Source organism: Nocardiopsis salina YIM 90010, assembly GCF_000341025.1.
GTDB lineage: Bacteria > Actinomycetota > Actinomycetes > Streptosporangiales > Streptosporangiaceae > Nocardiopsis > Nocardiopsis salina.
Genome location: NZ_ANBF01000181.1, coordinates 57,467 through 79,779 on the forward strand (window position 1 = coordinate 57,467; position 22,313 = coordinate 79,779).

Below are 22,313 nucleotides of genomic sequence, written 5' to 3' on the forward strand. Positions count from 1 at the left end.
ACGGCGTGCGGGCTTTTGCTGTATCCGGTGGCGTGTTTCGTGCCACCCCGAACTCTCCGGCGCCGACAAGGAGGCGCCGATCTGGAAAGGGGCTGACGCTGTGGCTCGGCTGTTCGGAACCGATGGTGTACGCGGTGTCGCGGGACAGGACCTGACCGCGGCCCTCGCACTGGACCTGTCCGTCGCGGCGGCTCGTGTGCTCACGGAGCGGCGTGCGGGACGGCGACCCGTAGCGGTCGTGGGCCGTGATCCGCGCGCCTCCGGTGAGTTCCTCGAGGCCGCCGTCGTCGCCGGGCTCGCCAGCAGCGGGGTCGACGTGGTGCGGGCAGGGGTGCTGCCGACGCCGGCCGTGGCGCACTTGACCGGTGAGCTCGGTGCCGACTTCGGTGTCATGCTCTCGGCCAGCCACAACCCTGCGCGTGACAACGGGATCAAGTTCTTCGCCGAGGGCGGCCAGAAGCTCGCCGACGCGCTCGAGGACGAGATCGAGGGCATGCTCGGCGTTCCCTCCAACCCTGCCGTGGGCGAGGACGTGGGCCGCGTGAGCGACGCCACCGACGGGGCAGAGCGCTACGTCGAGCACGTGGTGGGCTCCCTGAAGAACCGCCTCGACGGCCTCAAGGTCGTCGTGGACTGCGCGCACGGAGCCTCCTCCACGGTTGCCCCCGAGGCACTGCGCCGCGCCGGCGCCGAGGTCGTCACGATCGGCGACGCCCCCGACGGACACAACATCAACCAGGGGCACGGCTCCACCCACCTGGACGCGCTCCAGGAGGCGGTGCGCCTGCACGGGGCCGACGCCGGGATCGCCAACGACGGTGACGCCGACCGCTGCCTGGCCGTGGACTCCGAGGGCCGCGTCGTGGACGGCGACCAGATCCTGGCGATTCTCGCGACCGAACTCAAGGAAGCCGGCGAGCTGGCCGAGGACACCCTCGTGGTCACGGTCATGTCGAACCTGGGCCTGAAGCTGGCGATGAAGCGTGAGGGCATCACCGTGGCCGAGACGGCCGTGGGCGACCGCTACGTGCTCGAGGAGATGAAACGCGGCGGGTTCGCGCTCGGCGGTGAGCAGTCCGGCCACGTGATCCTGCTGGACCACGCAACCACCGGCGACGGAGTGCTGACCGGACTGAGTCTCATGGCTGCCGTCGCACGCCGCGGCCAGGGACTCGCGGAACTGGCGAAGGTCATGACGCGCCTGCCGCAGGTGTTGGTCAACGTTCCGGACGTCGACCGTACCCGGGTGAACGACTCCGAGCGCCTGTGGGAGGCCGTGCGCGAGGCCGAGGCCGAACTGGGTGAGACCGGCAGGGTCCTGCTGCGCCCGAGCGGTACGGAGCCGAAGGTCCGGGTGATGGTCGAGGCGCCCGAGGAGGGGCAGGCCCGCGCCACCGCGGAGAAGCTCGCCGAGGTGGTCCGCACCGAACTGTCCTGACACGGGACACCAAGAACAGCAGATCGCGGCCGCACGGTTCCGGGGAGGGGCCGTGCGGCCGCGTCTTGCGTGGCCCCGGGGGAGGGGCGTGAGGTCGGGGAAGGACAGAGTCATGGTCGCGGACACGTGGTTCGGTCAGGCGCTGACGGTCGGCGTCGACATCGGGGGAAGCAAGGTCTCGGCGGGTGTGGTCACACCGCAGGGGCGGGTCCTGGCGCGGGTCCGGACCGAGACGCCGCACCGCAGCAAGAGCCCGGAGGTGGTCGAGGAGACGGTCGCCGGGGTGGTCGACGAGCTGCGGTCGGCGCACCCGGTACGTGCCGTCGGGGTGGGCGCCGCCGGTTTCGTGGACGAGCACCGGTCCACGGTCCTGTTCGCGCCGCACCTGTCGTGGCGGGGTGAGCCGTTGAAGGACGCGCTGACGGTGCGCCTCGGGTTGCCGGTGGTCGTGGAGAACGACGCGAACGCCGCGGCGTGGGCCGAGGCGAGCGTGGGTGCGGCCCAGGGCTCCGACGACGTCGTGGTGGTGAACCTGGGGACCGGTATCGGCGGGGCGGTCGTGCTCGGCGGAGGGCTGCACCGGGGGCGGTACGGGATGGCCGGGGAGTTCGGACACATGACGGTGGTGCCGGGCGGTCACCGGTGCGAGTGCGGCAACCGCGGGTGCTGGGAGCAGTACGCGAGCGGCAACGCCCTGGCGCGGGAGGCCCGCTCCCTCGTCGCGGCTGAGTCGCCGGTGGCCGGGGCGCTCACCGAAGCGGTGGGCGGTGACCCGGCGCTGGTCTCCGGTGCACTCGTGGGTGAGCTGGCGGCCAAGGGCGACCTGGCGTGCGTGGAGTTGATGGAGGACGCGGGGGAGTGGCTCGGCAGCGGCCTGGCCGACCTCGCGGCCGCCTTCGACCCTGAGGTGTTCGTCATCGGGGGCGGGGTGTCCGAGAACGGGGACCTGCTGCTGGGGCCCGCACGCACCGCGTTCGAGCGGCGCCTGACCGGCCGCGGGTACCGGCCCGCGGCCCGGGTGGTGCCGGCCGCGCTCGGCAACGAGGCGGGCATCGTCGGCGCCGCGGACCTCGCGCGCGAGGGGCTGCCCCGCTGGCGCCAGGGCCGCCGCCAGAGGAGGCTGAGCACCTACCGTCGCCGCTGACCCGGCCGTGCGGCCGACCCGTCCGGGGGTGATGCATGGGTCCGATCGTGCGGTCACGGTCCCTGGATCCTTCGGAGGCGATCTCGATCGCGGTCAGGACTTCGTCGGGCAGCACGTATGTGTCGCCGTGCCGACCGTCCTCCCCGTCCCGCACCGGGTCGTACCGGCAGACCACGGGGTCGGGTTCCGGGCGCTGCTCGTGGCCCGGCTTCACGGAGGGTCCGTTGATGGCGCCGACGCCTTACGGGAGGTGGTCGTACAGCTCCGCGTGGTCATGGCAGGGGCCGCAGCGCCGGTGGCCGGTTACCGGTGGGTTCAGTTCGGGGTGGAAAATTCCGGGGCGGAATCCCAGGTCAGCGAGGGCTACTCGTGATTAACCGAACCCTGTTCTAGTGCGTGGGTCACATGCTCTGTAGAGTGCGTGCCATGGATCTCAACGGAATCTCCGCCCTCGTATCGGGCGGCGCGAGTGGCCTGGGTGAGGCCACCGCCAAGGAACTCGCCTCCGCCGGTGCGACCGTCGTGGTCGCCGACCTCAACGCCGAACGCGGCGAGGCCGTCGCCAAGGAGATCGGCGGCGTCTTCGTCAGCACCGACGTCTCCCAGGAGGACCAGGTCAAGGCCGCGGTCCAGGCCGCCGTCGACACCGGCAAGCCGTTCCGTGTGGCCGTCTCCTGCGCCGGCATCGGCTGGGGCCCCCCNGGGCCACCCGTACCGTCGACCGGAACGGCAACCCCCACGACCTGGACAGCTACCAGAAGGTCATCCAGGTCAACCTGATCGGCACCTTCAACGTGCTGCGCCTCGGGGCCGCCGAGATCGCCAAGACCGAGCCCCTCAACGAGGACGGCGAGCGCGGCTCCATCCTCAACACCGCCTCCCTCGCGGGCATCGAGGGCCAGATCGGCCAGATCGCCTACTCCTCCTCCAAGGGCGGCGTGATCGGCATGACCCTGCCGGCCGCGCGCGACCTGGCCGCCATCGGCGTCACGGTCAACACCATCGCCCCCGGCATCCTGGAGACCCCGATCTACGGGGACGGCCCGGGTTCGGAGGAGTTCAAGCAGCGCCTCGCCGCCCCGGTGCCCTTCCCCAAGCGCCTGGGTTCGGCCGAGGAGTTCGGCAAGCTCGCCCGCACCCTGGTCGAGGTCAGTTACGTCAACGGTGAGGTCGTGCGCATCGACGGCGCCCTCCGTATGCCCCCGAAGTAGGAGGATCCGGTGTCGGACGAGGTTCTCTACACCACCGAGGACGGCGTCGCCGTCATCACCATCAACCGTCCCGAGGCCAAGAACGCGGTCAACGCCGCCGTGGCCGCCCAGGTCGCCGAGGCCCTCGACGACCTGGACTCGCGCAAGGACCTCACCGTCGGCGTCATCACCGGTGCCGGCGGGACGTTCTGCGCGGGCATGGACCTCAAGGCCTTCATGAAGGGTGAGGTCCCGGTCGTGGAGGGGCGCGGGTTCGGCGGGGTCGCCGGGGCGCCCCCGAAGAAGCCGCTGATCGCCGCGGTCGAGGGTTACGCCCTGGCCGGCGGGTTCGAGGCCGTGCTCGCCTGCGACCTGGTCGTTGCCGCCGACGACGCCAAGTTCGGCATCCCGGAGGTCAAGCGCGGTCTGGTCGCCGGCGGTGGCGGCCTGCTGCGCCTGCAGCACCGCATCCCCCGCAACCTGGCCACGGAGTTCGCCCTCACCGGCGACTTCGTCGGCGCCCAGCGCCTGGCCGACCTGGGCCTGGTCAACCGGGTCACCGGCAACGGCGGTGCGCTGGACGGGGCCAAGGAGCTCGCCGGGTCCATCGCCGCCAACGGCCCCCTGGCCGTCCGGGTGTCGAAGCAGATCATGGCGTCCTCCGACGACTGGTCCACGTCCGAGATGTGGGACCAGCAGAACGAGTTGGCGGGCCCCGTCTTCGTGAGTCATGACGCGATGGAGGGCGCTGCGGCCTTCGCTGAGAAGCGCACCCCCAACTGGAAGGGCGAATAGCCTCTCCGGAAGCACGTGAGAGGGGCGGTCGACGGTGGTCGGCCGCCCCTCGTCGTGTGTCCGGGGAGGGCGCCGGGAGTGGGTCGGCACCTGCCCCCACGGGCGAGTACTCCGAAAAGTCTCAATGCGACTACCCTGCGTGTGTAGCCTGTCGGGTGGGCCGTCCCCGTCAGCGGCCACCCCCGATCCACCCCCGTCGCAGGAGAGGACCCCCTGGTGCTCACCCAACCGGACGACCAACCCCGCCACGCTGCGGTCGGACCGGCCACCGGGGTACGCCCCGCACGCGCTCTGACCGTGCTCGCCGTCGCCGACACCGAGGCGCGTGTCCGCCTCTCCGCCGCGATGCTCGGCGCCGTGCCGGGGGAGGGCCACACCGTCGGCCTCGCGGTGCTGAACGGGCCCCACACGCCCACCCCGGCCCGCCTGCGTGCTGCGCTGCGCTCGACCCCGCAGGCGGAATGCCAGGTCCCGGTGCTCACCCGCTCCCGCCTGCGCCGCCTCGTGCGCAAACGCCGCCCCGACGCGGTCCTGCTCAACTGCTCCGCCGACCGGGTCGCGGAGCTGGCCCCGCACCTGGCGTCCGGAACCGGGCGACGCCGCCCGGTCCTGGTCTCTGCGCTGGAACCCCTCTCGTCCCCGGTCACCGAGGCCGAAGTGCGCGCCCGTGCCCGTACGGACCTCCTCGTCGTGCACAGCCACCGGGAGCTCACCGAGTGCGCCGAGCTGGCCGAACGCACCGGGGTCCGGGTCAACACCGCCCTGGCTACGCTCCCGTACCTGCCGCGCACCCGGCGGTCCTTCCCGCTGGTGCCCCGCCAGGCCGTGGTCCCCGCGCCCAATCGGATCGTTTTCGCCGCCCAGGCCGACGTGCCCGCCGCGCGCGCCGACCGGGAACGTGTTCTCAGGGCCCTCTCGGAGCTCGCCCGCGCCCGTCCGGACCTCGAGGTCGTGGTGGCCCTGGACGACGCGGAGGCGGGCGACGAGGGCGCTTCGGAGGCACATTCCTACCCGCGGTTGCGCCGGCACCTCGTGGAGGAGGGCGCGGCCGGGGCCGACGACCTGGTGTTCCGCTCCGGGGTCCCGGCCTCGCGCCTGGCCCGCCCGCGCGGGTTCGTGACGGTCAGCTCCCCGACGGTGCTGGAGGCTGTCGCCCGGGAGGTGCCGGTGGTGCTGCTGTCCGACTTCGGGGTGGCCGAGGACCTGCACAATGCGGCGTTCGAAGGTAGCGGGACCTTGGGCACGCTGGACGACGTGCGCGCGGTCCGCTTCCGCGCTCCGAGCCCGTACTGGGCGGTGCGTACCTACTTCCACCCCGAAACCGACGACGACTGGGCCGAGCGCTTCGACGCGCTGGTCGACCGCTCCCGCGACGGGCAGTTGGGGCCGGTCGGTGCCGTGGAGGGTGAAGGCCCGCAACGCCGGGTGGGGACCTGGGCACGGAACCTGCGCACCGCTCTCACCGCGTGCGGGCGCCTGCGCACGGCCCTGCAGCGGGCATCCGGCCCGTGAGGGCGGCGCCCTGCCGGATCCCGCGCAGTGCTCAGCTCTGCCCGCCGGCCGCCTCGAAGCCCGAGGAGCCCAACAGCATCGTGTCGGCCTGGTTCTCCTGCCCGGAGGCCTCCAGCAGATGGGGCTCCAGGACCGTTCCGAGCGACTCCGAGAACGCGTAGCTGAGGTGGTTCGCGTCGTAGTAGACGAGCTGGTTGCCGATGACGCCCTGGCACTCGCCGCCCTGGCACAGGTACCCGGTCAGGTCGATGAAGCTCGTGTTGTCCGGGACCTCGGCCAAGTGGTGGAAGGGTGCGGTCTCGGCCATGGAGTCGCGCTGGTCGGCCACGCACTCGGCCGCGCCCTCCTGGTCGACGCACTCCGGCACGTCGAAGTCGAAGCGCGGGGTGTCGCGGACGGCGATCATGTCGATACCCATCGCGTTCAGCTGGTACCAGCGCTCCAGGAAACCGTCGGGGACGTGCTCCTCGCCGTCCTCACGCGGGTCGGTCAGGCTCCCCAGGCCGAAGACCGTGTCGACGTCACGGTTCTCCAGTTCCGCCATGACCTCCTGGTTCCAGGTGGTGCAGTTGGTGTACTCCTCGCCCCCGCGGTACTGGATCTCGGTGCTGAACTGGCAGGCGTTACGGGTCATCATGACCATGTTCCAGCCCTGGCGCTCGACGACGGCCTCCAGCGCGTTGAACCAGTGCCGGGCGTGCGAGCTGCCCACCAGCGCGATGGTGAAGTCGGCGTCGGGGTCCCCGAACTCGCACAGCACCATCTCCTCGTCGCCGGCCGACGCGTTGCAGTCGCTGGTCTGCTCGATGGTGTCCTCGGCGACGGTGGAGGTGTCGGGATAGACGGGCAGCACCGGGAGCTCGGTGGCCAGCTCCTGGTCGAGGTGGACGGCGGCGCCGGGGTAGTTCATCGGGTTGGAGCTCAGCTCCAGGCGCTCGGTGCGGTCGCGGTCGATCTCCTGGCTCCACAGCGAGCTCGCCACCAGAACGGGCACGACGAAGAGCACACCCGCTGCCAGCGACCAGATCGGTGCCTTGTACCGGGTGGTGACGCGAGTGATGCCGCCGTCGATGATCCAGGTGGTGGCCAGGGCGGCGAGGAAGGAGATCCCCAGGACCACGAACCCGCCGGACAGCGACGGGCGGACCCGGTCGGTGACCTCGAGGTAGAAGACCAGCACGGGCCAGTGCCACAGGAACAGGGGGAACGCGTTCCCGCCCAGCCAGGTCAGCGGGCGCGCGCTCAGCAGGCGGTTGGCGGACAAGCGGCCGTTCTCGGCCTCGCCGGCGCCCGCGAGGATGACCAGCACCGCGGCGACGGTCGGCCAAAGCGACGCGTAGCCGGGGTAGGGCAGAGTGTCGCTGATGACGAATCCGCAGGCCATGAGGGCGATCAGGCCGAGCCAGCCGGCTGTCCAGCGCACCGCTCCGGGCAGGTCGACGCGTGCCACCACGAGCGCGAGCAGGCCGCCCAGGGCCAGTTCCCAGAGCCGGGCGCCGCTGTCGAAGTAGGCCCACACGGGCTCGTTGGAAGTGATCCACAGCGAGTACGCGAACGAGCCCGCCGCGACCAGCGCGACCGCGCCCAGGGCCGCGGTGCGTACCCGCATCCCCAAACGGACCCCGACCAGGGCCACCGCTGTGATGAACAGCGGCCATACGAGGTAGAACTGCCCCTGGATCGCCAGTGACCAGAAGTGCTGCACGGGGCTGGCCGCGGAGTTGTCCGCCATGTAGTCCACGGCCCCGAAGGCCAGATGCCAGTTGCCGTAGTACAGCGCCGAGGCCTGCACGTCGCCGATGATCTCGGTCCACCGCGAACGCGGCATGAACAGGTAGGTGCCGACCAGGACAGCACCGAGCACGACCGCGCCGGCGGGGAACAGCCGCTTGGCGACCTTGCTCCAGTACGCCCCGAACTTCACCCTGTCACCGCGTTCCAGGGTGCGCACGAGCGACCCGGTGACGAGGAAACCGGTGAGCAGCAGAAAGACGTCGACGCCCCCGGAGACGGTGCCGAACCAGATGTGGTAGACGGCGATCAACAGGGCGGCGACGGCCCGAAGCCCCTCGATGTCGGGGCGGTGGCGTCCCTTGGACGGCGTCTTCACCGGTGAGGAGAGGACGTCGGTCACGGGGCGCTGGGCAGGAGCGGACACGGATCACTCCAGGCTCGGAAGGCAAGAGAACGTGGGTGCGCCACGCGGGCGGCGCTGTGCGCAGAGGCCGAGAGAGGTCGTCGGCGTCCATGAGGGGCCCGCCGGTTCAGTATTGGGGCAGGGCCCGAGTGCTCCGAGAGCGGGGGCGCCCTTGTTGCCAACTCGAGATTCAATCTCTGTGGTCACGTAGCCCCCGCGGGCTCCGTGTGAGAGGTGGATCACCTGCTGCGGTGGGGTGGGCCGTCCCACGGGCCGGAGGGGCGCCTCCGGTCGGCCTCACTCCAGGGTCACCCGAGGGTTCTGCGCTGGTCACTGTACCGTTTCGCCCAGGTCATCCGTACGTCAACGGTCCGGTCACGTTTTCAGCACGTTCGCCCGTTCTTGCCACCATCGGGTTTCACCTCCACGTCACCAGAGCGGGTCCCGCGGAGCCGGCAGCGTCCGACGACCCGTCGGCGGTCGGCCCGACATCCTCCAGAGACCGCGCCACCACCCCTCGAATCGCACCACGGAGGTCACCCCTTGAGTACGTTCACGCTCGCGGAAGTGCGCGAGCAGACCTACAAACCACGGGACTCGTGGTGGACCGTTTGGCTCGTGGATCCCCTGGCCTCGCGCCTGGTGACCGTCACCGCCAACCGCACCTCCATCACCCCGAACCAGCTCACGTTCGCCGCCCTGTCCCTGGGCCTGCTGGCGGCCGTGTGCTTCTTCCTCGGCGACTGGTACTGGCTGGTCACCGGCGCGCTGCTGTTCCACCTGAGCTTCGTGCTCGACTGCATGGACGGCAAGATCGCGCGGCTCAAGGGCAACGGTTCGGTCTTCGGCAGCTGGCTCGACTACGTCTTCGACCGGATCAGGGTTCTGATCTGCGCCATGGCGCTCATGGGCGGCCAGTTCCTGCAGACCGAGAACCCGGTATTCCTGTGGTTCCTGCTGGCCATCGTCTTCACCGACATGTTCCGGTACCTGAACTCGCCGCAGATGGCGAAGGTGCGGTCGGCCATGCGCCGCCACATCGCCCAGGCCATTCGCGAGGTCGAGGAGACCTCCGAAGGCGACACCAGCGGGGTGCGCCGGGCCGCCGGGAGCTTCGGCCGCGACGACAGCGGCGCCGAACACCTGGGCGACGACGACGCGAGTGTGTCCATCGGTGGTTCCGAGCGGGTCAACGCCCCGGCCGCGGACACGCACTACGCCGAGCCCGGCCAGGTCGACCGTCCCACCGCCGCCAGCAAGGCCAAGGCGATCCAGAGCACCGCCCTGCAGAAGGGGTTCGACCGGCGCTTCCCCTGGTACCGGCACATGCGGGACACCCTGCGTGCCAACCGGATCCGGCCGCACCTGTTCAGCGGCATCGAGTACCAGATGGGTGTCTTCATCGTCGCGCCGCTGGTGGGCGTCCTCTCGCCGACGGGCATGCTCGTGACCATCGCTGCCTCGGCGGTGTTCATGTTCGCCTTCGAGCTGCTCATCATCTACAAGCTGTGGCTGTCCACCCGCGAGTTCTCCCGCGTCACGCGCGACATCAACACCGCGCTGGCCGCCCTGGAGCGCAGGCAGCAGGAACAGCAGGGGGCCGAGATCTCGTGACCCCGTGCCGGAGCACGTGAACGGGGGCGCCGCGTCCGCGCAGCGCCCCCGCTCCCGTCGGTCCGGTACCTACCGGGGCCCGGTGTTCCCGGTACCCGCGGTGTCCCGGGCGCCGGAGGTGCGCCCCTGTCCGGTGCCGTTGTCGGCCGCCGTGGCGCGGTCCGGTACGAACCGGCCGAGCGCCCAGTACAGGACCAGCGCGCTGAACAGGCCAACGACCCAGCCGAACTCGGCCAGCGGCGCCAGCACCGGAATCAGTCCTGCGGTCGGGAACGGCCCTTCGCCCGCGGGGGAGTTCGAGCCGCCCACGGCCAGTAGGGCGCCGACACCGAACGCCGTCATCGCACGCCAGTTCCAGCCGCCCGAGTACCAGTAACGCGAGTCGCGTGTGTACAGGGACGGGAGATCGATACGGGTTCGGCGCAGCAGCCAGTAGTCGGCGAGCAGGATGCCCGCGACAGCGCCGAGCAGGCCGCCGACCGTGCCCAGCCACGTGAAGATGTAGACGCTCTCGTCCTCGATGAGCTTCCACGGCATGATGAGCACGCCCAGGACCGCCGTGAGCAGGGCGCCCGTGCGGAAGCTGATCCACTGCGGCTTGAGGTTGGCCAGGTCGTAGGCGGGGCCGACCAGGTTGGCCGCGATGTTGGTGGAGACCGTCGCGAGCAGCACCACGAAGACCGCGAAGAGCAGGCCGATGCCGCTGTCCATGCGGTCGACCACGTCGATGGGGTTCCACAGCGCCTCGCCGTAGACCGCGGCGGTTCCGGCGGTGACCATGACCGCCAGGAGGGAGAAGGCCGTCATGGTCGTGGGCAGGCCGAGGGACTGGCCGACCACCTGGGCGCGCTGGGAAGCGGCGAAACGAGTGAAGTCGCTGATGTTGAGGGTCAGGGTCGCCCAGTAGCCGACCACACCCATGAGGGAGGGGAAGAACAGCGCCCAGAAAGAAGGACCCCAGTCGAGCTCGCCCTCGGTGGCCAGCATCGGGCCCGGACCGCCGGCCTCGGCCGCCATCCACACCAGGAGTGCGACACCGCCGATGACCATGAGCGGGGCCGCCCACACCTGGACGCGGCGTACGCCCTCCATGCCCCAGAGGATGATGGCCACCTGCGCGAGCCAGAAGAGACCGAAGGACAGCCACAGGGTCCACGGGTTGCCGCCGAACTGTGCCGCACCCAGCCAGCCGTCACCGAGCAGGCGTCCGACGAGCACGTACACGCCCTGGCCGCCGACCCAGGTCTGGATGCCGAACCACCCGCACGCGACCGCGCCGCGCAGCAGGGCGGGCACGTTCGCCCCGCGCAGGCCGAAGGAGGCGCGCGCGAAGACGGGGAAAGGGATGCCGTACTTGGCACCGGCGTGGCCCGTCAGGACCATCGGCAGCAGCACGACCAGGTTTCCGAGCACCACCGCGAGCATCGCCTGGCGCCAGTCCATGCCGGCAGCGATGAGGCCGCTGGCCAGGGTCCAGGCCGGGATGCTGACGGAGAGGCTGACCCAGAGGGCGCTGAAGCTGCCGGTGCCCCACGTGCGCCGCACCATCGGGACGGGGGTGAGGTCGGTGTTGGTGAAGGGGCCGTCCGGGGGGTTGTGGCCCTCGGGGAGGGAGACCCGTCCGTCCGGGTGGGTGATCTGTTCGAGGGCCGAGGGCGCGGACGGTTGCGGTGACGGTGAAGCGTGAGTCACAGGACACCTGTCTTCGGTGGTGCTGACGGGGAGCGTGTGGACGCGGCACTGGGCCTGTTTGGCGAACACCGATTACCTGCTGCGCGACGGAAGGCGTCCACCAAACAGGCCCTGGGCCCATTGCGACAACCTGGTGCGGACGGTGAAAAGTCCGGACCGACGCAGGCCGTCGATCATCTTCGCACGTCGTCGGGGGCGGGATGGGCGTCGGTCGGTGCGTTCGCCCGCTCGGGTGCGGCACGCGGCCGGGACAGAGCCGGTCTGTGTCCCCCTCACGCGTAGCATGTGGGATCGCACACCCGGGCAGGGACGGGCGCGCGTGACAGGTCGGAACGGTCGCGGTCGGTACGGGAGCGGCGGTCCGCGGTGCCTGCGGGCACACGGTGTGCGGGATCGCGGGCGCGTTCAATCGGGCAGGTTGCGGACCACGCCGCCGTCCTGCAGCTGGCTGCGGTCGTCGTCGGAGGTGTCGGGGGACGCGAGCACGAACGCGACGAGGGCGGCCAGGCCCAGGCCGAGCACCAGGAGACCGGCGCAGCCGAGGCTGATCCACAGCCACGGTGCGGCCTGCGGTCCGCGCGGTGTGCCCGGGACGCCGCCCTCGAGCGACGCGGGTCTGTCGGCGGACGGTTCTTGTGAGGACTGCTCGCTCATGCGGTCCGGCTCCCTGTCGGACGGGGGCGCCGCTCGCGGTTTCGGCGCTCCGTGGCAGCCCGTATACCCAGGACCTCCGACCCGTACGCGCCCCTCGGACCGCGCTGCAGCGCTGATGTGCGGGGATCCTAGGGTGGAGTCATGGCACGGCTCCTCATCGTTCACCACACCGTCTCGCCCGCCACACAGGAAATGTTCGACGCCGTCGTCGACGGCGCCCGCACCGACGACATCGAGGGCGTGGACGTGCACATCCGCGCCGCGCTGGCAGCGGGGCCGACCGAACTGCTCGCGGCCGACGCCGTCCTCCTCGGTACCCCCGCCAACATCGGGTACATGTCCGGCGCCCTCAAGGACTTCTTCGACCGCACCTACTACCCGGCGCAGAACGACACCCAGGACCTGCCGTACGCGCTCTTCGTGCACGGCGACAACGACACCTCCGGCGCGGTGCGGGCCGTGGAGTCCATCGCCAAGGGCATGGGATGGGAACGCCACCGACCGCCGGTCACGGTGACCGGCCGTCCCGACGCCGAGGCGCGGGAGGCCTGCTGGGAACTGGGTGCCGTCACCGCGCTCGCGGCGCTCGAACGCGCGGGGTCCTGAACCCCCCAGACCGGACCTTGCCACCGATTGTTGGCGCGATCTGGCGAAACGGCCCACGTCGCCCGACGCCGCGCTCTACTGTGGCCGCATGCTCAGCGACGCCCAGCCGTTCCGGATCGGCACCCGAACCTCTCCCATGGCGATGGCCCAGGCGCGGCTCGTCCGGGACCACCTCGCCAGGACGACCGACGTCCCGACCGAGATCGTCGGCGTGGAGACCTCCGGGGACCGGTGGTACGGCGACCTGTCGGAGCTGGGCGGCAAGGGCGCCTTTCTCCGCGAGGTCGACCGCCGCCTCCTCGCCGGGGAGATCGACATCGCCGTGCACTCGGTCAAGGACGTTCCCGGTGACGAGGCCGAACCCGAGGGCACCGAGTTCACCGCCTACCTGCGTCGCCAGGAGGCCCTCGACGCGCTCGTCCTCCGCAAGGGCTCCCGCTACCGCACGCTGAGCGAACTACCGCCCGGGACCCGAGTGGGGACCTCGGCCGTGCGCCGCCGCGGGCAGCTCCTCAAGCACCGCCCCGACCTGCACGTCGTTCGCATCCGCGGCAACGTCAACCAACGCCTGGAGCACATGGACGGGGACAACACCTGCGAGGGCCTGATCCTCAACGCCGGCGGCCTCGCCCGTGCCGAGCTCGGTGACCGCATCAGTCAGGTCATCCCCCGCGAGCTGCTGTGCCCCGCGGTCGGCGCGGGGGTGGTCGGCGCACGCCTGCGCTCGGAGGACACCGAGGTCGTCGGCCTCCTCAAGGACCTCGACGACCCAGGCACCCGCCTTGCCGTCACCGCCGAACGCGCCATGCTGCAACGCCTCCGGGGTGACTGCGGCTCGCCCGTGGCCGGCCACTGCACGGTCGAGGAGGACGGGGCGCTCTCCCTCATCGGCATGGTCTTCTCCGACTGCGGCGGCATGTTCCTCCACGAGCAGGCCCAGGGGCCCGCGTCCGGGGCCGAGGCCCTGGGGGAAAGGGTCGCCGAGGCGCTGCTCTCCCAGGGCGCGCGCCCGCTGTTGACCCCCGACCGCCGTGCTCGGGAGGAACGCGCCGCCATGCAACGACGCGCCCGTGCTCAGTACCCGCGCCACGCACCCTGGTGATAGCCGATGACGCGGGGGTGCATCATCGTCGATGCCTCCGCCTCTGCCTCCTCGGCCCTGCGGTCCTTGGGGAAGACCTGGGCGGCGGCAAGAAGCTCCGAGTCCAGGAACTCCAGGCCCGGGGCGTCCTCGGGCACCGTCAGGTCCGGTTCCCTCTCCGGGGAGGCGAGGTAGAAGCCCCAGTTGCCGAAGGTGGGCACGTCGACGTTGTACGGGACCGACTCGATGTCGGCCTCAGCCAACGAGTGGCCCACGCTCCAGTACGCGTCGGGCGCGAAGAACGGTGAGCCCGCCTGCACGACCAGGCGCCCCTCCTCGGCCATGCTCTCGCGCACCAGCGCGTAGAACTCGACCGTGTACAGCTTCGAGGTGCCCACGTCGGTGCCGTCGGGCAGGTCGGCCACGACCACGTCGAACTGTTCGGCCTCGTCGCGCAGCCACTGGAAAGCGTCGGTGTTGACCACCTCCACCCGCGGGTCCTCGAAGGAGTCCTCGTTGAGGTCGCGGATCACGGGTTCGCTGGTGGCCAGGTCGACCATGGCCGGATCCAGGTCGACGACGGTGACGCTGCCCACGTCCTCGTACTCGAGGATCTCGCGCACCGCCAGCCCGTCGCCGCCGCCGAGCACGAGCACGTCCTCGCGGGGTCCGTCCATCGCCGGGTGGATGAGCGACTCGTGGTACCGGTACTCGTCGAGCGTGGAGAACTGCAGGTTCCCGTTGAGGAACAGGCGAACGTCCTGGCCGTCGACCGAACGTGTCACGACGATCTCCTGGTACTCGGAGCGTTCGGCGTGCACGATCGGGTCGCGGTACATGGCCTGGCGGGCGTCGACCTCGAACTGCTCCGAGTACAGGTAAGCCGCCCCCAGCCCTGCCACGATCACGGTCAGCCCCGCACCCAGGCCGATGTAGGCGCGCCGGGTCAGGTCGTGGCGGAACAGCCACAGCACCACGGCCACGCCCACGATCGCGTTGAGCAGCCCCACCGCGAGCACGCCCTTGGGCAGTCCGAGAACGGGCAGCAGCAGGAACGGGAACGCCAGACCGCCGATGAGCCCGCCCACGTAGTCGGCGGCGAACAGGTCCGCGACAGCCGAGGAGGCCTCCTGTTTGCGGATGCGCTGGATCAGCGTCATCAGCAGCGGGATCTCCATACCGATCAGCACGCCGATGACGAACGACAGCAGCACCAGGGCCGGCTGGTAGGCGGAGAACCACGCGAAGGCGGCGTACAGGAGCAGCACCGACAGACCGCCGATGAGGGAGAGCAGACCCTCGATGACGGCGAACGACAGCGCCGGGCGGTGCTGGAACCGCTTGGACAGCAGCGAACCCACACCCATCGCGAAGACCATCACCGACAGGACCACGGAGGCCTGGGTGATGGTGTCGCCCAGCAGGTAACTGCCGATCGCGACGAGGGCGAGTTCGTACACCAGGCCGCAGGCGGCGCAGATGAAGACCGCCAGCATCACGAAGAACCGTGCCGCGCGCGGGCGTATGGGAAGTCTGGTCCGGGCCCCGGTCTGGGTCTCGCTCACGTCGGTGCTTTCTTCGGGCAGGGTGTGTGGGGCCTCAGGAGATGGCGGCGGCCACGACCAGGGCGATGGACAGGTGGGCGGTGGCGCTCACCCAGGTCGCGGGATGGAAATCGGCACTGGCGATGACGGCCCTGATGCTGGTCGGGGTGATCAGGTCGATGATCAGGAACGACACGGCCATCACGGCGAGGCCGATGACCCCGAACAAGGCCGCGGACAGCAGGCCGGCGCCCAGGCCGAGTTCGGAGAAGCTGGACAGGATCGCGGACACGACCACCACGGCAGCGCCCAGGGTGTTGGCCGACACCAGCAGCACCGCGTTGGGGTTGCGTTCCTCCCAGACGAGCCTGTGCAGCTTGCCGGGGGTGAGCAGGTCGGTGATCAGGTAGCCGAGCAGCATGATGGCCGTCCCGACCGCTCCGTAACCGAGCGCGTACAGGGAACTGATGAGGATCTCGTTCATGAAATTGGTCCAAGGGAGGGATCGGCTGAGTCGGGAAGCATGCGCTTCCCGACATGGCAGACTACTTGCCGGAGCCGGTGCCGCCTCCGCGGGTGTTGCTCCCGCTTCCGCCGCTGTCGTTGGAGCTGCCGCCGCCCCCTCCACCGAAGAAGAAGAAACCGCCGCCGCCACCACCGCTGCTGTTGTTGTCGTCGCAGTCGTCCGGGGTGGGGGACGCTGCCGTGTTCGTGCTGCTGGTGCCCGAGGAGGAGCTGTCGCGCTCGCAGTCCTCGTCCGAGTTGCTGCTGCACGCCGAGAGCAGCAGGGTCAGGGCCAGAACGCCCCCGCACAGGGCGGAGGAGGTCGTCTTGGTCGAGCGGGGTGCCGTGGCCCCGCGGATGGTGTCAGCCATGATGGGCTTCCTCGTGGGTCTCAGGGGGTCAGGGTCGCGGCGGTCGTCACCAGTTCGCCGCTCTGCGGATAGACGTGCCAGGTGGTCCACCGCACCGCTCCGCCGGTGTCGGGGGACAGGTGCAGTGCGGTCACCGCGAGCGGATCCCCTGGGAAGGTGACGAGGAGTCCGCCGGGTGCATCGGACACTTCACGGTGCAGGTCCTCCACCCGGCGGGTCAGGTCGGTGTGGGACAGCGTGTGCACGGTCGACGAGAAGAGGTAGCGGCCGGCCGCCGTCGTGGTCGGCTCGCCCCGTTCGGGAAGGCCGCCCTCGACCCCGGGCAGGCAGGCCACCGTCTCCACCAGCTCGCCGCCCGACGACCGCACGACGGCCTGGTGCGATGCGCCCAGGACCCGGAGTTCGACCACCGCTCCGCGTACCCGGCAGGTGCGGGTGGCCAGCGGTTCGACCACCGGATGGTCCAGGGTCCACACCAGGTCGTCGGCCTGGGTGTCGACGAAGGGCACGCTGATGCTCGTGTGCACGGTCGGCTCAGCTCCCGGGGTAGATCGTGAAGGTTCCGGGCATGATCTTCGACCCTGTGCTGGCCTCCCAGCTGCCGTGATCGAAACGCTCGAAGGCCAGCAGGCTGCCGTCCTCGGCCTCGTAGTCGACGTAGTCGAGGCCGCCCTCGGGCTTGAGGCCGGTGGTGCCCTCCGAACGGTAGGAGCCCGAGCCCTTCTCCTGGAGCTCGTACTTGGTGCCTTCGACCTCCATGACCTTGCCCTGGGGGACGAGGTCGAGGTCGGGGCGGGCGTTCCACAGGGAGAGCTGCAGGTCGGGGTCCTCCTCGACGGAGAGCCAGCGGCGTCCGCCCTCGACCTCCAGGAAGTGTTCGGCCCACACGTAGCCGCCCTCCGACAGGCGCAGTGACCCGCGGATCCAGGTGCGCTCGTTGCCCCAGTCGATCATGTCGCTGGCCTTGATACCGCGGGGGTCGCCCTCGGTCTCGGTGGCGTCGGCGAACGGGTCGGCAGGGGCAGCGGGGGCGGGTGCCTGCTTCTGCTGTGCCTTCGCGCGCTGGTTGTACAGCATGATCCCCACGACGATGGCGACGACGAGCAGGATGACTAGCAGCACGAATTCGACGGTCAAGGTTCCTCGTTTCGTGGTCTGACGCGTTGAGCGCGGGGGCGACCAGGGGGCAGGGGATCGCTGGAACGGGCCGCGTGCGCGGCACTCTCCTCTGTCGGGTCGGACGCCGGGGAAGCGCCCTCGGTTTCGTTCGTGACCTGATCGGGACAGAAAAAACCGTCCGCGAGGGAACTTCCCACGGACGGTGACCGTTGTATACGGATCCGTCACCCCCGGTGGGGGTCCCCTGTCTCCGCGGGCAGGCTCTCGTCCCCTCCCCAGCGGCTCCAGGAGCCCGGGTACAGGCGTGCGCCGGCCACACCCGCGTGCTCGAGGGCGAGCAGATCGTGGCAAGCGGTCACACCGGAGCCACAGTAGGCGGTCACGGTCTCGGCCGTGTCGGCGCCCAGGGTGAAGAAGCGTTCCCGCAACCTCTCGGGGGAGGCCAGGAACCCGTCGCCGTCGAGGTTGCCCTGCCAGGCGGCGCTCCGGGCGCCCGGGACGTGGCCGGGTCGGGCATCGACCGGGGCGGGCTCCTCGCCGGTGAAGCGGCCGTACACACGCGCGTCGAGGAGCAGGTGCTCGGGCGAGCCGGTGCGGGCGCGCACGCCCTCGGTGCCGGCGACGCGGTCGGAGGGCCAGGGCACCGGGGTGCGTCCGGCGGGCTCCGGGGCGACCTCGCCGGTCTCGAGCGGGCCGTCCCAGGCCTGGATACCGCCGTCGAGGAAGGCTGCCGGGGTACCGAGCACGCGCAGCATCCACACCAGGCGCGCGGCGACCGAACCGCCGGCGTCGTCGTAGACCACCACCGCGGAATCGTCACCGATCCCGAGGCGGCCCAGGGAGGCGGCGAGGTCCTCGGGAGAGGGAAGGGGGTGGCGCCCGCCCTCGGCGCTCCCCGGCGCGGCCAGGTCGGTATCGACGTCTGCGAAGACCGCGCCCGGGATGTGTCCGGCCAGGTGGGCCTCGCGTCCGGAGCGGCCGTCCAGGTACCAGCGTGAGTCAACGAGGACCACCTGGTCGCGGTCGGTGCGCAGCCGGTCGGCCGACACGGCCACCGGCAGGGTCTGGGGTCGGCTCATGCGGCCAGCCTACGTCGCAGCAGGGCGGGGGTCAGGAACGGGTCGTGCGGTGCACGGTGAGGATCCACCACAGACCCAGGACCGGCAGGACCAGCGGAATGAACAGGTACCCGCTGCCGAAGTTCGACCACACCGTGTCGTCGGGGAATCCGGCGCTCCAGAACACGGTCATCGCACCGACGACGAGTACGCCCGCCATCTCGACGGCCACGCACACCAGCGCGACCATCCGGGATGTGCGGCCCGCGCGCGCCAGGCCCACGGCGGCCACGAAGTACAGGGCGCCCGCGAAGACCGACAGACCGTAGGCCAGGGGTGCCTCGTCGAAGCGGGTGAGGAGCTGGTAGGTGCCACGGGCGGTCGCGGCAAGTGCGAAGACCGCGTACACGGCCACGAGCAGGCGGCCCGGGCCCGAACGGAGGGTGGCGTCGTCGGTCGTGGCCGTCTCAGACAACGGGGCTCCAGAGCTGCTCGATACGGACCAGCAGCACGGGCAGGATGAAGCACGCGAAGGCGATCACGGCCGGGCCCCACTTGCTGCGTTCCATGAAGCCCCACACCGCGCAGGCCGGCGGCAGGAGCACGATGGTGGCCAGGTAGGAGACGAACATCGGGAAGTCGTCGGGGCGCTGCCCGCCGACCATCGCGGCGATGGTGACGCCGGCCTGGCCGAGCACGAGCAGCCACAGCACACCCATGCCGATCAGGTGTGGGACGAGCATGGGGCGGTCCCGGAAGAACGAGATCAGACACCAGACGGCCACGCCCAGCGACACCATCTGGATCGTCATGGTGAGCCAGTCGACCACGCCGCCTCCGCTCCGAGAACCCCGGGTCCGCCCATGTCAGCGGTCCGCTCCTGTCAACGACACAGAGTAGTACTCCACTGCCACCGCCTCGTACCGGGGGAAGGGAATGTGGCGTGGCCGGGGCCGGTGGGGCCTGTGGGGTCATGCGGTCAGTGGCGCCAGGTCAGCACGTCCGCCTCGGCCGAGACCAGGTGCGCGTCGGCCTCGCCGAACTGGGCGACCTGCACTCCCACCCACTGTCCGACCGCGAGCGCACCCTTCCAGTGGTAGGTGAACCGGCCGTGCCCGACGGAGTGCACGAGCCCCAGGGTCGGACGCTCGCGGTGCATCCGGAACCCGCCGCGGCCGTCCGACTCGAACTCCGCCGCCCGCAGCTGAACCTCGGTTCCGGGGGTGATGCTCCGAAGGACCACACCGACGGAGAGGTCGTAGAGCACGCCGGCCAGGGCCTCGGGGCTCGTACCGGCCAGCGCTGCGACCGAGACCGTGCCGTCGTCGCGGCGGTCGAACTCCAGGTCGTGCCACTCGCGGGGACGGAGTTGGAGCTCGCTGGACCTGACAAAACCGTGGTGTCCGGGCATGGTCTCCCCCTCGTGGCCGGGCGTGTGCAACGCCAGAATGGACGCCCCGCAGTGGTGTCGCAATCACCGGCGGTGTGTGTGGCGGGGGTGGAGGCCGGGGGAGGGTGCGGCACGATGGGGGCCGATCGAACCGGAGGTGGACCCGTGCTCTACGCGCACACTGTCGACGTCGTCCGCGAGGCCGAGGGCGCCCTCATGGCGCGCCTGCCGGAGGGGGTGCTCATGCGGCGGGCCGCCACCGGTCTGGCTGTGGAGTGCGTGCGTTTGCTGCCCGCGGTGTACGGGTCGCGGATCGTGCTCATGGTCGGCAGCGGTGACAACGGGGGCGACGCCCTGTACGCCGGGGCCGACCTCGCCCGGCGCGGGGCCGCGGTCCGGGCCCTGACGGCGGGTGCGAATGTGCACCAGGGGGGCGCGGAGGCGTTGCGTGCGGCCGGCGGGCGGGTGCGGCCCTTCGCCGGCTCCGACGCCGACGACGCGGACCTGTTCGGCGCCGACCTCATCGTCGACGGGCTCGTCGGCATCGGCGGTCGGGGCGGACTCCGCGAACCCCACGCCGGTCTCGCGGCGCAGGCGGCCAACGCGCCCGCGCCCGTGGTCGCGGTCGACCTGCCGAGCGGGGTCGACGCCGACACGGGGGAAGTTTCCGGGTACGCGGTGCGCGCGGACGTCACCGTCACGTTCGGCACCCACAAGCCCGGGCTGTTCGTGGATCCCGGTGCCGACCGGGCGGGGGTCGTGCGGCTGGTCGACATCGGACTCGGTCCGGAACTGCCGGGCGCATCCGCCCTCCGTCCACAGGCTGTGGAGGTCGCCGGCCTGCTCCCGACCCCCGGGACCGAGGCCGACAAGTACCGTCGCGGGGTGCTCGCGGTCCGGGCGGGATCGGACCGGTTCCGGGGCGCGGCCGTGCTCACCGTCGGCGGGGCGCTGCGCACGGGGGTGGGCATGGTCCGCTACGGAGGGCCGGAACGTGTGGTGGACCAGGTCCTGGCACGCTGGCCCGAGACGGTTGCCGCCGTGCTGGACCCACGCGAGAGCACCGACCTGGAACCCGGCCGTGTGGCCGCCGTGGTCGTGGGGCCCGGGCGCGGTACCGATCCGGGAGACGCCGACGAACTCGACGCCGTGCTCGACAGCGACGTCCCGGTACTCGTGGATGCCGACGGGCTCACCCTGATGTCCGGTGAGGCCGGGCGCGCACTCGCCGACCGGGTGAGGGAACGTTCCGCGCCGACCCTGCTGACCCCACACGCCGGTGAACTCGCGCGCCTCATGGGCGACGTCACGCGGGAGGACGTCGAGGCCGGCCGCCTTGAGCACGCCGGCCGCGCCGCCCGCTCCTTCGGGTGCGCGGTACTGCTCAAGGGATCGACCACGGTCATCGCCCACCCCGATGGGCCGTCTGTGGTCAATCCGACCGGGACCCCGCTGTTGGCCAGCGCTGGGACCGGGGACGTGCTGTCCGGAGCGGTCGGTGCGCTGCTCGCGAGCGGCGTTCCGGTGGTGGAAGCAGCCCTGTGCGGCGCCTACCTGCATGGACGCGCCGCCGAACTGGCGCACGGCGGAGCCCCGGTCAGCGCCTCGGACCTGCTGGACGGGCTGCCGTTCGCACTCGGCGAGGTGCACGAGGAGGGGGCGTCGTTCGGTTCCGTGTGACGCTCTGGGCGGAGTGACGGGGGTGCGGGACCCGGGCGCGGTCAGAGCCCGCGGGCGGCGTCGATCCCGCGCTGGACGATGTCGGTGATGAAGTAGTCCCCGGGGTCGCGCTCGTCGCGCAGCCGGTGCACGAGCGCGTCGTCCACCCACAGGTAGTCGGTGTGCTTGTCACGTTCCAGCCGGGGGTCCTGCAGGTCGCCCTCGACCCGCACCAGGTAGTCGACCTCGTGGCGCGTGACCCCGTCGCCCGGGTCCCAGTCGAGCACGAACAGTTCGGCCACGACCTCGCTCAGGCGCCATCCGGTCTCCTCGGCCACCTCCCGGGACAGGCCCTCGAGCATGGATTCCCCGCGCTCGACGTGCCCGCCGACGATGTCCCAGCAGTTCGGGAAGACCTTGCGTTCGGGGGAGCGGCGCTGCGCGAAAACCCGCCCCTGAGGATCGGCGATCACGGCGCCCGCCACGTACGTTCGGCCGTCGGAGGTGTCGGGGAAGGTGATCCCCGGCGCGACGGTGATGCCGTCCATCCTGCTCCTCACTGCTCGTGGCGCGGTGTACGTGGGCCGGAATCCGTGGTCCGGCGCTCGCGCGCCCGACCAGCCTAGGGTGTGCGCTCCGGTGAGGTCGGTGACTCGGCGGGCGGGTGGTCGGTCCGGGCCGTGGTGGATCGGGCCGGGGCTCAGGCGTCGAGGTGTGTGGTGCGGGGTGGGGGTAGGGATGACGGGTGTTCTGGGGGCTGGGGTGTTGGGTGGTGTTGCCTCGGGGGTGGTGGTTCGTCGGGGGT

At 71.1% G+C, this 22,313-nt stretch carries 21 protein-coding genes and 1 pseudogene; 9 read left to right on the top strand and 13 right to left on the bottom strand.

Features of this window, described 5'->3' with window-relative positions; genetic code table 11:
- The first annotated feature begins 100 nt into the window (after positions 1 to 100).
- From glmM to D474_RS29485, 5 genes and pseudogenes are all read left to right on the top strand, one after another.
- Entirely contained in the window at positions 101 to 1,438 is a 1,338-nt protein-coding gene (gene glmM / locus D474_RS0120730) for a phosphoglucosamine mutase (RefSeq protein WP_017615413.1), read from the top strand.
- A 112-nt stretch (positions 1,439 to 1,550) separates the two neighbouring features.
- Entirely contained in the window at positions 1,551 to 2,582 is a 1,032-nt protein-coding gene (locus D474_RS0120735) for an ROK family glucokinase (RefSeq protein ID WP_017615414.1), read from the top strand.
- Between the two features lie 426 nt (positions 2,583 to 3,008).
- Positions 3,009 to 3,793: pseudogene (locus D474_RS29480) on the top strand (SDR family NAD(P)-dependent oxidoreductase).
- 9 nt (positions 3,794 to 3,802) lie between these two features.
- The gene (locus tag D474_RS0120750) at positions 3,803 to 4,567 is read left to right on the top strand and encodes a crotonase/enoyl-CoA hydratase family protein (RefSeq protein WP_017615416.1); all 765 of its coding nucleotides are present in this window, start codon (positions 3,803 to 3,805) and stop codon (positions 4,565 to 4,567) included.
- A gap of 216 nt (positions 4,568 to 4,783) precedes the next feature.
- A complete protein-coding gene (locus D474_RS29485; RefSeq protein WP_051051054.1) occupies positions 4,784 to 6,079 on the top strand; it encodes a DUF6716 putative glycosyltransferase in 1,296 nt (431 codons plus the stop codon).
- A gap of 31 nt (positions 6,080 to 6,110) precedes the next feature.
- On the opposite strand, the gene D474_RS0120760 is transcribed toward D474_RS29485, so the two are convergent.
- A complete protein-coding gene (locus tag D474_RS0120760) occupies positions 6,111 to 8,237 on the bottom strand; it encodes an acyltransferase family protein (protein ID WP_040704084.1) in 2,127 nt (708 codons plus the stop codon).
- A 522-nt stretch (positions 8,238 to 8,759) separates the two neighbouring features.
- Between D474_RS0120760 and D474_RS0120765 the strand changes: the two genes are divergently transcribed.
- On the top strand, positions 8,760 to 9,830 hold the full coding sequence (locus tag D474_RS0120765) for a CDP-alcohol phosphatidyltransferase family protein (protein ID WP_026118667.1): 1,071 nt from the start codon (positions 8,760 to 8,762) through the stop codon (positions 9,828 to 9,830).
- A gap of 69 nt (positions 9,831 to 9,899) precedes the next feature.
- Here D474_RS0120765 and D474_RS0120770 read toward each other — a convergent pair whose 3' ends face one another.
- On the bottom strand, positions 9,900 to 11,522 hold the full coding sequence (locus tag D474_RS0120770) for an NCS1 family nucleobase:cation symporter-1 (protein WP_051051057.1): 1,623 nt from the start codon (positions 11,520 to 11,522) through the stop codon (positions 9,900 to 9,902).
- Positions 11,523 to 11,927: 405 nt separating this feature from the next.
- Entirely contained in the window at positions 11,928 to 12,176 is a 249-nt protein-coding gene (locus tag D474_RS0120775) for a hypothetical protein (protein ID WP_017615420.1), read from the bottom strand.
- A 141-nt stretch (positions 12,177 to 12,317) separates the two neighbouring features.
- Between D474_RS0120775 and D474_RS0120780 the strand changes: the two genes are divergently transcribed.
- Positions 12,318 to 12,782: a flavodoxin family protein gene (locus tag D474_RS0120780; RefSeq protein WP_017615421.1), complete on the top strand. Its 465-nt coding sequence runs from the start codon at positions 12,318 to 12,320 to the stop codon at positions 12,780 to 12,782.
- Between the two features lie 88 nt (positions 12,783 to 12,870).
- On the top strand, positions 12,871 to 13,884 hold the full coding sequence (gene hemC, locus D474_RS29490) for a hydroxymethylbilane synthase (protein ID WP_017615422.1): 1,014 nt from the start codon (positions 12,871 to 12,873) through the stop codon (positions 13,882 to 13,884).
- On the opposite strand, the gene D474_RS0120790 is transcribed toward hemC, so the two are convergent.
- The 9 genes from D474_RS0120790 to D474_RS0120830 form a co-directional block, all read right to left on the bottom strand.
- The gene (locus D474_RS0120790) at positions 13,857 to 15,428 is read right to left on the bottom strand and encodes a polyamine aminopropyltransferase (RefSeq protein ID WP_017615423.1); all 1,572 of its coding nucleotides are present in this window, start codon (positions 15,426 to 15,428) and stop codon (positions 13,857 to 13,859) included. The genes hemC and D474_RS0120790 overlap by 28 nt on opposite strands.
- Before the next feature lie 34 nt (positions 15,429 to 15,462).
- Positions 15,463 to 15,891: a DUF350 domain-containing protein gene (locus D474_RS0120795; RefSeq protein ID WP_017615424.1), complete on the bottom strand. Its 429-nt coding sequence runs from the start codon at positions 15,889 to 15,891 to the stop codon at positions 15,463 to 15,465.
- A 61-nt stretch (positions 15,892 to 15,952) separates the two neighbouring features.
- Positions 15,953 to 16,282, bottom strand: a complete 330-nt coding sequence (locus D474_RS0120800; RefSeq protein WP_017615425.1) for a hypothetical protein — start codon at positions 16,280 to 16,282, stop codon at positions 15,953 to 15,955.
- Positions 16,283 to 16,302: 20 nt separating this feature from the next.
- Positions 16,303 to 16,809 carry a DUF2617 family protein gene (locus D474_RS0120805; protein ID WP_017615426.1) on the bottom strand — a complete coding sequence of 169 codons (507 nt, stop codon included), beginning with the start codon at positions 16,807 to 16,809 and terminating at the stop codon, positions 16,303 to 16,305.
- Between the two features lie 7 nt (positions 16,810 to 16,816).
- Positions 16,817 to 17,359, bottom strand: coding sequence for a DUF4178 domain-containing protein (locus tag D474_RS0120810; RefSeq protein ID WP_051051060.1), 543 nt, complete (start codon positions 17,357 to 17,359; stop codon positions 16,817 to 16,819).
- Between the two features lie 266 nt (positions 17,360 to 17,625).
- Positions 17,626 to 18,480, bottom strand: coding sequence for a sulfurtransferase (locus tag D474_RS0120815; RefSeq protein WP_017615428.1), 855 nt, complete (start codon positions 18,478 to 18,480; stop codon positions 17,626 to 17,628).
- 31 nt (positions 18,481 to 18,511) lie between these two features.
- Positions 18,512 to 18,934 (bottom strand): hypothetical protein, encoded by a 423-nt coding sequence (locus D474_RS0120820; RefSeq protein WP_017615429.1) that lies wholly within the window; start codon positions 18,932 to 18,934, stop codon positions 18,512 to 18,514.
- Positions 18,927 to 19,289 carry a hypothetical protein gene (locus D474_RS0120825; RefSeq protein WP_017615430.1) on the bottom strand — a complete coding sequence of 121 codons (363 nt, stop codon included), beginning with the start codon at positions 19,287 to 19,289 and terminating at the stop codon, positions 18,927 to 18,929. Before D474_RS0120825 ends, D474_RS0120820 begins: the two co-directional genes overlap by 8 nt.
- 149 nt (positions 19,290 to 19,438) lie before the next feature.
- Positions 19,439 to 19,870, bottom strand: coding sequence for a hypothetical protein (locus tag D474_RS0120830; RefSeq protein ID WP_017615431.1), 432 nt, complete (start codon positions 19,868 to 19,870; stop codon positions 19,439 to 19,441).
- 114 nt (positions 19,871 to 19,984) lie between these two features.
- Between D474_RS0120830 and D474_RS0120835 the strand changes: the two genes are divergently transcribed.
- The gene (locus D474_RS0120835; RefSeq protein ID WP_051051055.1) at positions 19,985 to 21,529 is read left to right on the top strand and encodes a bifunctional ADP-dependent NAD(P)H-hydrate dehydratase/NAD(P)H-hydrate epimerase; all 1,545 of its coding nucleotides are present in this window, start codon (positions 19,985 to 19,987) and stop codon (positions 21,527 to 21,529) included.
- Between the two features lie 41 nt (positions 21,530 to 21,570).
- Here D474_RS0120835 and D474_RS0120840 read toward each other — a convergent pair whose 3' ends face one another.
- Positions 21,571 to 22,056, bottom strand: a complete 486-nt coding sequence (locus D474_RS0120840; protein ID WP_017615433.1) for an NUDIX hydrolase — start codon at positions 22,054 to 22,056, stop codon at positions 21,571 to 21,573.
- Between the last annotated feature and the right edge of the window lie 257 nt (positions 22,057 to 22,313).

What these genes read in the sequence shown, in the direction of transcription:
- D474_RS0120735 (WP_017615414.1), top strand. Translation starts at nt 1,551, where the DNA reads ATGGTCGCGGACACGTGGTTCGGTCAGGCGCTGACGGTCGGCGTCGAC.
- D474_RS0120775 (WP_017615420.1), bottom strand. Translation starts at nt 12,176, where the DNA reads ATGAGCGAGCAGTCCTCACAAGAACCGTCCGCCGACAGACCCGCGTCG.
- D474_RS0120780 (WP_017615421.1), top strand. Translation starts at nt 12,318, where the DNA reads ATGGCACGGCTCCTCATCGTTCACCACACCGTCTCGCCCGCCACACAG.
- hemC (WP_017615422.1), top strand. Translation starts at nt 12,871, where the DNA reads ATGCTCAGCGACGCCCAGCCGTTCCGGATCGGCACCCGAACCTCTCCC.
- D474_RS0120795 (WP_017615424.1), bottom strand. Translation starts at nt 15,891, where the DNA reads ATGAACGAGATCCTCATCAGTTCCCTGTACGCGCTCGGTTACGGAGCG.
- D474_RS0120800 (WP_017615425.1), bottom strand. Translation starts at nt 16,282, where the DNA reads ATGGCTGACACCATCCGCGGGGCCACGGCACCCCGCTCGACCAAGACG.
- D474_RS0120810 (WP_051051060.1), bottom strand. Translation starts at nt 17,359, where the DNA reads ATGCTGTACAACCAGCGCGCGAAGGCACAGCAGAAGCAGGCACCCGCC.
- D474_RS0120815 (WP_017615428.1), bottom strand. Translation starts at nt 18,480, where the DNA reads ATGAGCCGACCCCAGACCCTGCCGGTGGCCGTGTCGGCCGACCGGCTG.
- D474_RS0120830 (WP_017615431.1), bottom strand. Translation starts at nt 19,870, where the DNA reads ATGCCCGGACACCACGGTTTTGTCAGGTCCAGCGAGCTCCAACTCCGT.
- D474_RS0120835 (WP_051051055.1), top strand. Translation starts at nt 19,985, where the DNA reads ATGGGGGCCGATCGAACCGGAGGTGGACCCGTGCTCTACGCGCACACT.
- D474_RS0120840 (WP_017615433.1), bottom strand. Translation starts at nt 22,056, where the DNA reads ATGGACGGCATCACCGTCGCGCCGGGGATCACCTTCCCCGACACCTCC.